This is a genomic window from Actinophytocola sp., assembly GCF_035942955.1.
Classification (GTDB): Bacteria; Actinomycetota; Actinomycetes; order Mycobacteriales; family Pseudonocardiaceae; genus DASYTH01.
This window is the reverse complement of sequence record NZ_DASZCQ010000273.1, coordinates 1-14,404: the sequence shown is the minus strand read 5'-3', so window position 1 is coordinate 14,404 and position 14,404 is coordinate 1. Positions and strand designations below refer to the sequence as shown.

12 protein-coding genes are annotated in these 14,404 nt (G+C 70.3%); 5 read left to right on the top strand and 7 right to left on the bottom strand.

From position 1 onward, the window contains the following. Positions 1–507 precede the first annotated feature (507 nt). Complete coding sequence (locus VGX25_RS27685) at positions 508–1,674, bottom strand: hypothetical protein (RefSeq protein ID WP_326920850.1); 1,167 nt, start codon at positions 1,672–1,674, stop codon at positions 508–510. A 105-nt stretch (positions 1,675–1,779) separates the two neighbouring features. On the opposite strand from VGX25_RS27685, the gene VGX25_RS27680 reads away from it, so the two are divergent. From VGX25_RS27680 to VGX25_RS27660, 5 genes are all read left to right on the top strand, one after another. After that, positions 1,780–3,282: a rhamnogalacturonidase gene (locus tag VGX25_RS27680; protein ID WP_326920849.1), complete on the top strand. Its 1,503-nt coding sequence runs from the start codon at positions 1,780–1,782 to the stop codon at positions 3,280–3,282. Between the two features lie 121 nt (positions 3,283–3,403). After that, positions 3,404–4,699: an ABC transporter substrate-binding protein gene (locus tag VGX25_RS27675; protein WP_326920848.1), complete on the top strand. Its 1,296-nt coding sequence runs from the start codon at positions 3,404–3,406 to the stop codon at positions 4,697–4,699. A gap of 205 nt (positions 4,700–4,904) precedes the next feature. Then, entirely contained in the window at positions 4,905–5,837 is a 933-nt protein-coding gene (locus tag VGX25_RS27670; RefSeq protein ID WP_326920851.1) for a sugar ABC transporter permease, read from the top strand. Then, the gene (locus VGX25_RS27665; protein ID WP_326920847.1) at positions 5,834–6,709 is read left to right on the top strand and encodes a carbohydrate ABC transporter permease; all 876 of its coding nucleotides are present in this window, start codon (positions 5,834–5,836) and stop codon (positions 6,707–6,709) included. The genes VGX25_RS27670 and VGX25_RS27665 overlap by 4 nt, the downstream gene beginning before the upstream one ends. After that, positions 6,706–7,287 (top strand): hypothetical protein, encoded by a 582-nt coding sequence (locus tag VGX25_RS27660; RefSeq protein WP_326920846.1) that lies wholly within the window; start codon positions 6,706–6,708, stop codon positions 7,285–7,287. The genes VGX25_RS27665 and VGX25_RS27660 overlap by 4 nt, the downstream gene beginning before the upstream one ends. Here VGX25_RS27660 and VGX25_RS27655 read toward each other — a convergent pair. The 6 genes from VGX25_RS27655 to VGX25_RS27630 all read right to left on the bottom strand — a co-directional run bounded on the left by VGX25_RS27655 (position 7,256) and on the right by VGX25_RS27630 (position 14,183). Then, complete coding sequence (locus tag VGX25_RS27655; protein ID WP_326920845.1) at positions 7,256–8,659, bottom strand: mannitol dehydrogenase family protein; 1,404 nt, start codon at positions 8,657–8,659, stop codon at positions 7,256–7,258. The two genes, VGX25_RS27660 and VGX25_RS27655, sit on opposite strands and share 32 nt — an antisense overlap. Further along, a complete protein-coding gene (locus tag VGX25_RS27650) occupies positions 8,656–10,041 on the bottom strand; it encodes an MFS transporter (RefSeq protein WP_326920844.1) in 1,386 nt (461 codons plus the stop codon). The genes VGX25_RS27655 and VGX25_RS27650 overlap by 4 nt, the downstream gene beginning before the upstream one ends. Beyond that, complete coding sequence (locus VGX25_RS27645) at positions 10,038–11,063, bottom strand: Ldh family oxidoreductase (RefSeq protein WP_326920843.1); 1,026 nt, start codon at positions 11,061–11,063, stop codon at positions 10,038–10,040. The genes VGX25_RS27650 and VGX25_RS27645 overlap by 4 nt, the downstream gene beginning before the upstream one ends. Before the next feature lie 114 nt (positions 11,064–11,177). Continuing rightward, the gene (locus VGX25_RS27640; protein ID WP_326920842.1) at positions 11,178–11,942 is read right to left on the bottom strand and encodes an IclR family transcriptional regulator; all 765 of its coding nucleotides are present in this window, start codon (positions 11,940–11,942) and stop codon (positions 11,178–11,180) included. 2 nt (positions 11,943–11,944) lie between these two features. Next, entirely contained in the window at positions 11,945–13,060 is a 1,116-nt protein-coding gene (locus tag VGX25_RS27635) for a DUF1152 domain-containing protein (RefSeq protein ID WP_326920841.1), read from the bottom strand. Between the two features lie 127 nt (positions 13,061–13,187). After that, the gene (locus VGX25_RS27630) at positions 13,188–14,183 is read right to left on the bottom strand and encodes a TauD/TfdA family dioxygenase (protein ID WP_326920840.1); all 996 of its coding nucleotides are present in this window, start codon (positions 14,181–14,183) and stop codon (positions 13,188–13,190) included. Between the last annotated feature and the right edge of the window lie 221 nt (positions 14,184–14,404).

Below are 14,404 nucleotides of genomic sequence, written 5' to 3'. Positions count from 1 at the left end.
CCCAACCACACCACCCAGCCGGAATCCTCCACACCCCCGCCGCGATCGTCCACGCGCACGAAGGCCACCTTCGCGCCACACCACCCACCCGGAACCGTCCACACCCTCACGGCGACCGCCCACATGCATGAAGGCCACCTTCCCGCCACACGAAGGCGGCCTTCACCCGCTGCCGAGCGAAGGTGACCTATAACGGGCGTATGAGCTTGGGGACGGGAGTGAGGGTGGCCTTCGCCCGGGCGACGCGAGCGAAGGTGGCCCTCGCCTAGCGGACGCGGGCAAGGGTGGCTTTTGCCTGGGGGACGGCAGTGAGGGTCGCCTTCGCCCGGGCAACGCGAGCCAAGGTGGCCCTCGCCAAGCGACCCGAGCGAGGGTGGCCTTTGCCTGGGGGACGGCAGTGAGGGTCGCCTTCGCCCAGGCGACGCGAGCGAAAGTGGCCCTCGCCAAGCGGACGCGGGCAAGGGTGGCCTTGCCTGGGGGACGGGAGTGAGGGTGGCTTTCGGCGGGTTAGCTGCAGACGTTCATGGTGCTGTTGTTGAGGGTGATGTTGCGGAACACCGTGTTCGTGCCGCAGGGGCTCTCGCGGATGGTGGAGTTGGTGACCGTGAGGTTCTGGATGAAGATGTCGCGGTTGTTGGGGAACTCGGTGCGGGCGGCTAGGCGGATCTCGCCGCCGCCGGAGACCGTGCCAGTGGCGCCGGCGATGGTGATGTTGTAGCAGTTCTCGATCAGGATGGCGTTGTTGCCGGTGTTGGCGACATCGATTCTGTCGATGATCAGGCCGCCGCTTTCGGAGACGCAGAAGATGCCGCGGCCGCCGCCGCGGGCGCGGACGGTGCCGACGCGGATGTTGGTGGGGTAGCTGGTGCCGATGCGGCCGTTGCGGTTGGCGACCCGGAAGGCGGCGTAGCCGGTGCCGGCGCCGGCGTTCTCGGCGTCGACCGTACCCACGGTGGCGTTGATGGTTTCGTTGAGGAGCAGGCCGGAGTGGCCGACGTTGCGGGCGGTGACCGTGCCGATCGTGATGCCGTCGACCCCGTACGTCTCGACGGCGTGGGTGCTCGAGCCGGAGACGAACACGCTGTCGATCCGGATGTTGCGGCTCTTCACGCTGGTGTCGCCGCGGTTGTCGATGCGCACGCCGAGGCCGGCGGACAGGCGCATGTCGATCTGCCCGAGGATGACGTTCTCGACGTTGCGCATGAAGATCCCGTACAGCGGGGTGCCGGTGAGGTTCAGGTAGCGCACCTCGACGTCGCGCGTGCCGCGGGAGTAGATCGGCGCCTGGTCGCCGGAGCCGGATCCGGTCACGTTGATCGTCCCGCACACGTCGATGCCGGTGAAGCTGGGCAGCGAGATCCGGGATCCGGCGCTGATCGAGCCCGAGCCGCGCACCACGACCCACTGTTTCGACGTGCGCCCCGCGGTGAGGCTGCCGATCGCCGCCTGCACGGCCGCGCGCATGTCGCCGCCGGTGTAGACGGTCCGGCCACCGTTGCGGGAGGTCCAGGTGCTGCCGGACAGCACCGCCTCGGCGTTGAACGTCCGGTCACCGCACGCCAGAATGCCGACGTCGTCGGCGGATACGGCCGCGGGCGGACCGGTGAGCATGCCGCACACCAGCGCCCCCGCGACGGCACCGGCACGCCAGCCTGTGTGCGTCCTGAACTTCATGACCTTCCCCTTCGAAGGCGCAGGGATACGGGGCAAGGCCAGGAAAGCGCTTTCTTAGCCTTGTTATCGTAGTAAAACGTTTCACCCATTGTCAACGGAGGCACCGTGCCACGCTTCGACGTCACCAGCTACGGGGCGACCGGCGACGGCTCCACGATCGACTCGCCGGCCATCAACCGCGCGATCGACGCCGCGGCGGCCGCGGGCGGCGGCACCGTCCACTTTCCCGCCGGGACGTTCGCCAGCCACTCGGTCCGGCTGCGCAGCAACGTCACGCTCCACCTCGACCGCGGCGCCACGCTGCTGGCCGCCGCACAGAGGGACGGCATCGGGTTCGACGACCCCGGTTCCGGCGCCGGCAACCCGTACCAGGACTTCGGGCACAGCCACTGGCGGGCCAGCCTGATCTGGGGCGAAGGCCTGGAGAACATCGGCATCGTCGGGCCGGGCCGCATCGACGGCGCCGCGCTGGTGCGGGACATGCGACCGGACAGCCCGCCGGGCACCGGCGACAAGGCGATCGCCCTCAAGCTGTGCCGCAACGTCCTGCTCCGCGACGTCACGATCGTGCGCGGCGGGCACCTGTCGATCCTGCCCACCGGCGTCGACCACCTGACCGTCCACAATGTCCTGATCGACACGATCAGGGACGGCATCAACGTCGACTGCTGCCGCAACGTGCGAATCTCCGACTGCACGGTCAACACCCACGGCGACGACGCCATCGTGCTCAAGAGCTCCTACGCCCTCGGCTTCGCAAGGGCCACCGAGAACGTCACGATCGCCAACTGCATGGTGAGCGGCTACGACACCGGCACGCTGGTCGACGGCACGTTCGCCAGGAACGACCCGGCCGCCGCCGACCGTGACGGGCCCACCGGACGGATCAAGCTGGGCACCGAGTCCGCCGGCGGGTTCCGTAACATCGCCATCTCGAACGTGATCTTCGACCGGTGCCGCGGGCTGGCGCTGGAGACCGTCGACGGCGGCGCGCTCGAGGACGTCGTGATCAGCAACATCGTCATGCGGGACGTCACCAGCGCGCCGCTGTTCCTGCGGCTCGGCGCCCGGCTGCGCGGCCCGGCCGGCCGCGGAGCCGGGCGGCTGCGCCGGATCAGCATCAGCGACGTCACCGTGCACGGCGCCGATCCGCGCTACCCGTCGATGATCGTCGGCCTGCCCGGAGCCCGCATCGAGGATGTGCGGATCAGCAACGTGCGGATCCACTCGCGCGGCGGCCTGTCCCCGCGGGAGGCCGCCGAGCAGCCGCCCGGACTGATCAACGTGTTCTTCGCCGAGCCGGGGGCGCGGGAGCCGTATGCCGTCCCGGAGCGGGCCGACGCCTACCCCGAGCCGTCGATGTTCGGCATCCTGCCCGCCTGGGCGTTCTACGTCCGCCACGCCACCGGCGTCCGGCTGGACAATGTGGACGCCCGGTTCGAGGAGCCGGACACCCGGCCCGCGATCGTCCTCGACGACGTCCGCGACCCGGACCTGCACCGTGTTCAGCTGTCCGAAGTAGACGGTGTGCCGAGCGTCGTTCTCCGCGGCGGCACCGCCGTGACCAGCGAGACCGGCGTGGCCAAAACGTTTCACCTGCCGTCTTGACAGGCGCCGGCCAACGGGCCTAGCTTCCCTCCTCGAGGCTGGAATCGAATCGTTTCAACTCACGCGTCTGCTGTGCGGGAAAGCGCTTGCCAGCGGCCGAGGGTACGCGGAGGGAGACGGCATGCAACGGCGCAACCGCTCTGGCGGCATGGTTGGCGCATTGGCGTCGGCGGTACTTCTCGCCGCGGCGGCCTGCGGATCCGGATCGGACGGCGGCGGGGGTGGCGGCTCCGGCGGCCCGGTCACCATCCGGTTCGAGTGGTGGGGCAACCCGGACCGGGCCAAGGTGACCGAGCAGGCCATCGACCTGTTCGAGCAGAAGAACGCCGACATCAAGGTCGAGACGTCGTTCGCCGAGTTCAACGCCTACTTCCAGAAGCTGGCCACGTCGATCGCCGGCGGCAACGCGCCGGACGTCCTGCAGATGGACTACCGGTACGTGCGGGAGTACGGCGACCGCGGTGTGCTGGCGGACCTGCGCGAAGCCAAGGTGGAGACCTCGGGCGTCACCCAGCAGCTGCTGTCCGGGGGCACGGTCGGCGGCAAGCTGTACGGCATCCCGCCGACCCAGAACACGCAGGTGTTCAGCTACGACTTCGCCCAGTGGGACAAGTCCGGCGCCGCGGCGCCGAAGGACGGCTGGACCTGGAACGACCTCAAGACGTCTGCCCAGAAGGTCAGCGACTCCACCGGCCGGCAGGTCAGCGGCGTCGGCGACTTCGGCGGGATCGAGGACTGGTTCGAGGTGTGGTTGCGGCAGCAGGGAAAGAGCCTCTACACCGAGGACGGGAAGCTGGGCTACACCGCCGCCGACGTGGCGCGGTGGTGGGAGATGACCGACGGTTGGCGGCGCAGCGGCGCCTCGACGCCGGCCGAGCTGACCACCAAGATGGACGGCTCGCAGGCCAACGACCCGGTCTTCCAGAAGCGCGCCTCCGGCGGGTTCGGCTACGACTCCGGCTTCACCCCGCAGAGCTGGGAGCTGCTGGGCCGCGAGCTCAAGCTGAGCCCGTTCCCGTCCGACACCGGGAAGTTGGGCCAGTACGCCAAGCCCGCGATGATGTTCAGCATCGCCCAGCGCTCCGAGCACAAGGAGGCGGCGGCCAAGCTGATCAACTTCCTGATCGGCGACCAGGAGGCCGGCAAGATCCTCGGCATGTCCCGCGGCCTGCCGGCCAACCAGCAGGTGCGCGACCAGGTCGGCGGCACGCTGCAGGGCCCGCCGAAGGTCGCATTCGAATACGAGAAGGCCATCGGTCCCAAGCTGGAGCCGGCCCCGCCGCCCCCGCCGAAGGGCGCCGGTGAGGCCAAGGCCGCCTTCCAGCGCGTCTACGACGACGTGATCTTCGAGCGCGGCTCGATCCAGGAGAACGCGCAGAAGCTCGTCGACCAGGCCACGCAGGCGATCTCGTCTTGACCGGAGTGCCAACAAGGGAGGCGTCACCCAAGGTGACCACAGAGCGCGCCCACGCCGAAGGCACGCGGTCGCGGTGGCAGGGCCCGGACCCGCAAGGTGACGTGACGACGTTGGCGGCCCTGCCGGCGCGACCGCGTAGCGCGCAGAGCCGCCAAAGAGACGGCTAGTGGCCGCGGTTGGAAGCCCGCCACGGGGTTTGGATGTCCTGACGCCCGAACCCCGTGGCCTGCCGGTCAGGAAGGCCCGGCGGTACGGCGAGCGGCCCGGCATCGCGTACCTGTTCCTGTCGCCGTGGGTGCTCGGCGCGCTGCTGCTGACCGTCGGCCCGATGGTTGCCTCGCTGTACCTGTCGTTCACCGACTACGACCTGTTCACCACGCCGGACTGGGTGGGGCTGGACAACTACCGCCGGCTGTTCGCCGACGACCCGCGCTTCCTCGCGTCGGTCTGGGTGACGATCAAGTACGTCCTGATCTCCACGCCGCTCAAGCTGGCCGCCGCGCTGGCCGTCGCCCTGCTGCTCAACCGGGCCAGCCGGGCGTCCGGCCTGTACCGGTCGGCCTTCTACGCCCCGTCGCTGCTCGGCGCGAGCGTGGCGGTGGCCCTGGTGTGGCGGGTCATCTTCGACAACGACGGCATCGTCGACCGGACGCTGTCGGCGTTCGGCGTGGACACCGGGGGTTGGGTGTCGTCCCCGCGGTACGCGCTGCTGGTGATCGTCGGCCTTGCCGTGTGGCAGTTCGGCGCGCCGATGGTGATCTTCCTGGCCGGGCTCAAGCAGATTCCCAAGGAGCTCTACGACGCGGCCGCGGTGGACGGGGCCGGCTGGTGGCGGACGTTCCGCTCGGTGACGCTGCCCATGCTCTCCCCGGTGATCTTCTTCAACCTGGTGCTGGAGACCATCCACGCGTTCCAGGCGTTCACCCCGGCGTTCGTGGTCAGCTCCGGCCGGGGCGGGCCGAGCGACTCGACCCTGTTCTACACGCTTTACCTGTACCAGAAGGGCTTCGTGGAGTTTCGGATGGGCTACGCCTCGGCCATGGCCTGGCTGCTGGTGCTGGTGATCGCCGTGATCACCGCGGTGCTGTTCTGGACTTCCCGCAAGTGGGTGTTCTACGCCGGGGAGGGTGGGCGATGACCGCGGTCGCGGCGACGGTGCGGGCCGGAACGCCCGCGCGGCGCGGGATCCGCCGGCTCGGCTGGCACCTGGTGTGCCTCGTCCTGCTCGCGGTGCTGCTGTATCCGGTGGTATGGCTGGTGTTCTCGTCGGTCAAGCCGGCCGAGGAGATCCTGTCCAGCCTCCGGCTGCTGCCCGAGCGCTTCATCATGAGCAACTACACCGAGGTGTTCGGCGACGTCGCCGGGGAAAGCGTGTGGCGGTTCCTCGGCAACTCGCTGGTGGTGTCGACCGGCGCGGTGATCGGCAACGTGGTGTCCTGCGCGCTGGCGGCGTACGCGTTCTCCTGGTTGCGGTTCCGGCTGCGCGGGCCGCTGTTCGCGTTCATGATCGCCACGATCATGCTGCCCGTCCACGTGCTGCTCATCCCGCAGTACACGATCTTCCACCGGCTGGAGATGATCGACACGTTCTGGCCGCTGATCCTGCCCAAGCTGCTGGCCACCGACGCGTTCTTCGTGTTCCTCATCGTGCAGTTCATGCGCGGGCTGCCGGGTGAGCTCGGTGACGCGGCCCGGATCGACGGCTGCGGGCCGATCCGGATCTTCGGCTACGTGGTGCTACCGCTGGCCAAGCCGGCGCTGGTCACCACGGCCATCTTCACGTTCATCTGGTCCTGGAACGACTTCTTCAGCCAGCTGATCTACCTCAACACGCCGGAGAACTACACGCTTCCGCTGGCGCTGCGGCTGTTCATCGACCAGACCAGCGAGACCTCGTACGGTGCGATGATGGCGATGTCCGTGCTGACCCTGCTGCCGATCGCGCTGTTCTTCTTCGCCTTCCAGCGCCTGCTGGTGCAGGGCGTGGCGACGACGGGGCTGAGCGGATGACCGCGTCCGAAGCTCCCGCGGTGCCCGGCGGACGGTTCGCGCTGTTCGCCGACTGCCTGCTGCTTGGCTGCTGCACGGCGATCGCGGCGCTGCCCGTGGTCACCGCCTATCCCGCGCTGGTCGCCACCTGCGCCGTGCTGCGGGAGCGGGTGCTCGACGACCGATCCGTCGGCCCGGTGCGATATCTCCGCACCCTCGGCCAGGTTGTCCGAAGTGGACTTTCCGGCCTGGTCGTGCCGCCGCTGCTCTGCACGGCGCTCGTCCTGGACGCGCTCACCGTGGTCGCCGGTGTGCCCGGCAGCGGCCTGCTCGCCGTCTTCCTCGCCGTGGCCGGCTCCGTGGCCGCGGTCATCGGGCTGCGCGCCGCCGCCGCCTGGCGCCCGGGAACGCGGTGGCCGGACGTCGCCCGGGCCGCCGCGATCGCCGCCGTCCGCGACCCCGGCGGCAGCGCGCTGCTCCTGCTGGCCGCCGCGGCGGCGGTCGGCATCGCGTTCGCCGTCCCGGTCACGGTGTTGCTTCTCGCCGGCCCCCTTGCGCTGGCCGCGGTCACCGTGGACGTGCGTACCGGCGCACGGTAGTGGCCGCGCCGTCCCTGGCGAGCTTGTCGAGCGCGTCGGCCAGCATCGCGCGGAACGCCGCGGACGCACGCAGCGCGGCCGGGGCGCCGGGCCACGCGTCCAGCACCGCGGCCACGATCCGGTCGGCGCCGTCGGCGCCGGCCATGATCCGGCGCAGCCGCGCGCTCTGCTCGTCCGGTCCGGGGGCGGCGCGCCGCAGGTGCGTCAACCAGCCCGCCAGTGCGACGCAGATCAGCCTCGGCTCGGCGCCGGAGACGAGCAGCTCGGCCGCGGGCTCGAGCAGCCGGTGCGGCAGCTTTCTCGGTCCCTGCGCCGCGATCTGGCTCAACCGGTGGGTGATCCGGCGGTTGCCGAGCCGGCCGAGCAGGTGCTCGACGTCGGTCTCGGTCACGGTCATGCCGAACCGGGACAGCGAGGCGCCGGTCTCCCGTTGAATCAGGGCGCGGGCGAAGCCGGCGAACTCCTCGCGGGCGGTGACCTCGGCCGTGGTGCGGCAGCCGGCGAGCAGGCCGAGGTAGGCCAGCGCCGAATGGGTGCCGTTCACCAGGCGCAGCTTCGCCGCCTGGTGCGGGGCGATGTCGGCGACCAGGCGCACGCCCACCTTCTCCCACGCCGGGTGCGGCCCGGCGAACCGGTCCTCGATCACCCACTGCCGGTGGGGCTCGGCGACGACCGCGCCGAGATCGGTCAGGCCGAGGCGGTCGGCCACGTCGCGCCGGTCCGCGTCGGTGGCCGCCGGCACGATCTGATCGACCACTGTGGACGGAAAGGTGACGTTCCGGTCGATCCACGCGGCGAGCCCGTCGCCGTCCGGCAGCCGGGCGCAGAACCCGCGGACCAGCCTGGCCACCAGCGGCCCGTTGTCCGGCAGGTTGTCGCAGGACAGCACGGTCAGGCCGGCGTCGCCGGCGCGGTCGCGGCGGGCGGCGAGCCCGCGCACGAGCTGCCCGATCAGCTCGTCGTGGTATCCGGCCTCGGTGACGGTGATCGACACGACCCGGGTGTCCGGATGGGACAGCCGGTCGGTGACGTGCTCCGGCTGGCGTGGCGCCAGCAGCACCTCGCGCACGCTGCCGACCACGCGGATCCGGTCCTCGTCCGCGCCCCGCTCGGCCACGGTGTACAGGCAGTCCTGGGGCCGCAACGCGTCGCCGACCGCGCCGTGCCGCTGGCTGATCCCGCAGATGGCCCAGTCGCCCGGCTCGGCCGCCATGGCGAGCTGGGTGAACACCGCCTGGTGCGCGCGGTGGAAGGCGCCGATTCCCAAGTGGACGATGCCGACGCCGGTGTCCGGGCCGGGCAGCCAGTCGAGGTACTCCGGTCGAACCGCACGCAGCGCGGCCCGGCTCAGCCGGGGTCGGCCACCGGTCACGTCGCGACCGCCGACCCGCTCTCCCGCCGGGCCGATCCGGCGGTGACCGGAGGCGCCTCGGCGACGTCGGCGGCGGCGATGTCCACGTCCCGGCCCTCCCTGGCGAAGTAGAAGGCGGCGAACGACACCAGTGCCGTGCCGACCATCCAGGCGGCCACCAGCCAGCCGCGCCCGCCGGCCTGAGCCACCAGCGTGGCGGCGATGAGCGGCGAGAAGCCGCCGAGCGCGGCGCCGATCTCCCGGGAGGCGGCGAATCCGGTGTAGCGGACCCGCGCGCCGAACAGCTCCGCGTAGAACACCGGCTGCACGGCCACCATCGGGGCGAACCCCAGCGATGTCGCGATGACCAGGGCCAACCAGATCACGACCGGGATCCGGGTGTCCAGCATGGCGAAGAACGGGAACGCGAACGCCGCGGTGAACACCACGCTGAACAGGTTCAGCGGCCGGCGGCCGATCCGGTCGGACAGCGCGCCGTACACCGGCTGCAGGATGATCACGATCACGGTGAAGGTGATCACGCCGGTCAGCCCGACCCACCGCGGCAGGTCGAGCACGTTCTGGACGTAGGCGACGCTGTAGATTGCGTAGAGGTAGATCACCGCCGTGTCGCACACGTGCGCGCCGATGCCGATCAGGAAGTTGCGCGGGTAGGCGCGCACCGCGTCCAGCATCGGCATCTTGACGATCCCCCGCCCCTGCGCCATCTTCCGGAACACCGGCGACTCGGCCACCCGCAGCCGGACGTAGAGCGACACCGCGATCATGGCGAAGCTGACCAGGAACGGCAGCCGCCAGGCCCAGTTCAGCACCGTCTGGTCCGGCAGCAGCTCAAGGATCAGGAACACCACCGTGCCCAGCAGAAGTCCGATTTGGACACCGGTCTGGGCGAACGAGGTGTAGAACCCGCGCCGCCCGGCCGGCGCGTGCTCGGCCATCAGCGTCGCCGCGCCGCCGAATTCGGCCCCGGCGCCGAGGCCCTGGCACATCCGCAGCAGGGTCAGCAGGATCGGGGCGGCAAGGCCGATGTCGGCGTAGGTCGGCAGCAGCCCGATCAGTCCGGTCGAGATGCCCATGACCAGCGTGGTGATCACCAGTGTGGCGCGCCGGCCGATCCGGTCGCCGAGGTGTCCGAAGAGGAATCCGCCGAGCGGGCGCACCGCGAAGGCCACCCCGAAGGTGGCGAACCCGATGATGGTCCCGACCGCCGGATCACCGGTCGGGAAGAACAACTTGTTGAACACCAGCGTGACCAGGAACCCGTAGATGAAGAAGTCGTACCACTCCAGCGCGGTGCCCACGAGCGACGCGCTGACCACCCGGCGAAGCTCCCTCGGTCTCGTCTGCTGGATGCCGTCACCGTCGACGGCGGACCCGGTCATGGTCCTCGATCCTCCTTTGCCGGTACGAGCAGAGCGTGCAGCTCCCGCCAGGTCGCCTCGTCGATCGGCACGCCGTCGCGGTCGCGCCGGCGGCGGACGCGTTCCTCCGGCTCACCGGGGACGAGCACCTCGCTGTGCCCGTCGGCCGGCGGGGTGGCGGCCAGCGCCAGGCAGAACGCCTCTGTCTTCTCACGGAACCGTCGCGGCGGAAGGAAAGCCGCGATGTCCACGGCGACGAGCACCGTGCCGAACCCGCCGCGGTAGCCGGGCATGCTGCCGATGCCGGTGGTCGACAGCAGGCCACCGACGATCTCGATCAGCACGCTCAGGCCGTATCCCTTGTGCCCGCCGAACGGCAGCAGCGCGCCGCCGGCGTAGAAGTCCGCCGGCTCGGTCGACACCCGCCCGTCCACGTCCAGCAGCAGCCCCTCGGGCACGCGCTCGCGCCCGTCCCTGGCCACGGCGAGCTTGCCCTCGGCGACCGCCGAGGTGGCCCAGTCCATCACCACCGGCGGGGATCCTGCCGCCCGCGGCACCGCCCAGGCCAGCGGGTTGGTGCCCAGCCGCCGCTCCCGCCCGCCGTACGGCGCGACCGTCGGATCCGCGTTGCCGAACGCCAGCGCCACCAGGTCCTGCTCGGCGAGCGCGGCGACGTACTCCCCCAGCCGGCCGACGTGATTGCACTCCCGGATGGCCGCCACCCCGCAGCCGTACCGCCCGGCCACCCCGGGCAGCGCCCGCACCGCGGCCGCCGCCGCCAGCTGCCCGAACGCCCGGCGCCCGTGCACCACCAGCGCGCCCGGCCGCACGGCGTCCACGGTCGGACGGGCCCGCGGGTCGATCCGTCCCTCATGGACCTCGCCGACGTACCCGCTCAGCCGCCGCACCCCGTGCGAGTCGTGACCCACCACATTGGACAGCACGAGCGACCTCGCCACCACCTCCGCATCCGGTGACCGGGCACCGGCGCCGACGAGGATCCCGGTGGCGAGCTCGCGCAGCTTCTCGGCCGGAACCAACATGACTATTCCGCCTGACGGAACGCTGTTCCGTATAGGGTGGCTCCATGGTGCCGCATCGGATCCGGGAAGGCAACCGTCGTGAGTCTCTTGTGGTGCTATAGCCCCATAAAAGGCTCACGACACCCGCGGGGCGCCGAGGGCCTGGGAGACCTCCCCGGCCGCTCGGCGGACGAGGTTTCCGCGAGCGGCGGCCCAGCCCTTCTCGTCGGCCAGGTGGACCAGCGCGGCGGCGGACACCCCGCCGGCGACCCGGCCGGTGTGGTCGAACACCGCGGCGCCGACCGCGCAGACCCCGGCCTCGTTCTCCTCGTGGTCCTCGGCGTAGCCGCGGCGGCGGACTCCGGCCAGGTCCTTGAGCAGCAGGTCCTCGTCGGTCAGCGTGTGCGGTGTGCGCGCCGGCATTCCGGCCCGCCGCAGCAGCGCGCGCACCTCGTCGTCGGGCATCGCGGCCAGGATCGCCTTGCCGATCGACGTGCAGTGCAGCCGCAGGCTCATGCCCACCCGCGAGGCCAGGTGGTACGGCTTGGCGCCCTCGAGCTTGACCACGTACACCGCCTCGTCACCGGACAGCAGCGCGAGGTGCACCGTCCACTCGGTACGCTCCTGCAGCTCCCGCAGGATCGGATGGACCCGGTCGGTGAGGTCGAGCCGCTGCAGGAACCGTCCGGCCAGGCTGAGGATGCGCGGCCCGCCGGCATACTGGCCGCGGCCGTCGGTCAGCGCGAACCCGCGGCGCACCAACGTCTGCAGGATGCGGTGCACCGTCGGCTTCGGCAGACCGCTCGCCGCCGCGATGTCCGCGATCCGCGAATGATCGGCCAACGCCTCCAGCACACCGAGCGTCTTGTCCACCGCGGACCGGGCATTCTCCTCGGGCACGCCTACCAATGTAGGAGTTCGCCGGCCGGAGCGACCGACCACAGCCCGGCGACGTGCCGCTCGGGCCAGCGACGGATCATCTCGGCCCGGAACGCCTCGTACCGGCCCGGCCCGAGGCCGACCGCCTCGGCCAGCCGCCGGAACGTGATGAAGTCCACGCCCCTGGCCCTCGCCTGCGCGCCGATGGCCGCCATGCGCTCCTCGCCCAGGTCCGGCTGGGGAGCGCTGAGCGCCGTCCGGGTCAGCTGCGCGGCCTTGCGGCGCTCGCGATCGGTCTCGCAGAAACCGCACACCCGGCGTGCCACGTCCTCCGCCTCGGCGAACGACCTGGTCCCGGCCAGGGCTTGAGCCAGCCGGCCGGCCCGGAACACCGCTCCGTGGGGCACCCGGAAGACGTCGGCGCTCGTGTCGGTGAGCGTCAGGCGGACGCAGCCATCGCGGACTTCGACGACGCCGCGGGCACCCGCGCTGGCCGCGGACCACAGGGCGGTCGCCTCGGAGGGATGCCAGTGAAACGTCTCGCGATAGGGCGACACGTGGGCGGGCTCGAGCCGAAGGAGGAGTTGCCCGTCCGGCTCGATCCGGCCGAGCACGTAGTCCTGGGCCAGCTCACCATCGACACCGGGACCGGCGACGACGACCGAGGTGGGGACGGGCAGGTCGGCACAGGCCGCGAGCAGCAGGCAGTCGGCGAGCGGGCTGCGCACCTCGGCTTCGTCACCGCGAGCGACCACGTCACCGCCGACGTCGACCAGCTCCACGCTCTCGGCCCGGAAGAGCGTGACCGCGTCCCGGAGTTGTTCGGCCAGGCCACACGCACCATTCGCGGGATCGAGCACGATCAGCGCGGGCGAGATTTCACCCGATAGGCGGGGTAGGGTGGATCCGGCCGGAGGAATAGCTCGCGTCCGCGCGGTGACCCGCCATGTGCGCGGTCCGAGAATCTCCAACCCGGCAAAAGAGTTGATACTTCGCGGCCCTGGCAGCGGGTCGACGAGGAGCCGATCCCAGGCCAATGTCGCGATCACCGCAGGTTCACCGGGCTTTGCGAAGATTGAATGGAGGATCGCGGCGGCTAGCGCATCGCCGCCCCCACCGGCGGCAACGTAGAGTCGCATTATTTGAGCGTATTTTGTGACCATAAACGAGACAAGTGCACCTAGGGGGTTTCAACCACCTGGGCGATGGCGGGCAGACCCCAGGCTACTCCAGGTAGCTTCCGGGCTGCCGCCGGCCAATCGGTTATCACATTCCGTGAACGACGTGCCCGTCGGCCGGCCGTACCCTGCGTGACCTCCGGATATCGGCGTGAATGTAGGCACGCTGTAGCCAACGGTCACCGTTATCGTAACGGGGCCGGAATGCCGTGCGGCCGTGCACGGCGGTCCGATTGTCCACGACGGCCAGGTCGCCGGCCTCGAGGACGAGTGTCGTCTGGACGTCCAATAAGGCCTTTCTCAATTCGATCATCGCTCGGGCCGCCTCCTCGTCCGAGGGTTGGGTGCTGGCGAAGTCGACCCGGAGGTCGGGATCGTCCGGGCAGCCGTCAAGAATCGCGTGTGGAATGGCGGCGATGACGCGATCGCCGAACGATGCCGGAGGTGTGGTGACGAACCGAGGCTGGTGCAACACGCGCCTGGTCCGCTCGGTCAGCCGGTCGACGGCTCGCCGGCAGGCGGCGATCCGCAACCCCGCGACCCGGTCGTGATCCGGGCGCAGGCACAGGAGGCAGACGAAGTCGGGACGATTGGGATGAAAGGCATTTTCCACGTGGAGTTCCAGTTCCGTCGAACCGGAGTTGCTCTGCGAGGACTCCATTCCGGGAACCGGGACCACATCCTGCACAAGGGCTCCGCTCTTCTCCTCCCGGTAAGCGACCAGCTCCCCCAGTTGGAGACCGACAAGGGCGAGCATCGAGGCCGGATGGGAGGAGAACCGCTGGACCGATTCGGCCATCACGGGCGTCGCGGGCAACCGCTCCTCGCATACCGGCAGACCATGCAACAGAAGGAAGCCGTCGCTGCCAGAATCCCGACGGAAATGCCGCAGGATCACGCGTAAGCGGCAGGGCGCCTCGCACGACAATGCGCGCGCCGCTCGAATCCAGTCCACGCTGTCCATTTCTCGTGAAGCCGTCGTGGCAAGACAATTGGCCAGCGCATCCAACTCGTTCCGCTCCGCGCCCGTCAGCGTTACCGCACCGGACGCGTCGAGGACACGGGGGAACTGATCAAAAAGCATGTCCCCTCCCCGATCGTGGCAGAACCATACCCGTGTGGGTGCGCGGCAACCGCCACCCCGCACATGCCGGCACGCTAGTATTATGTGCGCGCACCATCCCCGATATCCAGCAGCTACCACATCTGGCGTAACCGAGGCCGAATAGTCGATCTGTCAAATGCCTGACAAAAGATCAAGCGGCGACTTGCCGCCACCCCGGCGTGGCGGCCCCCGCGGGATCA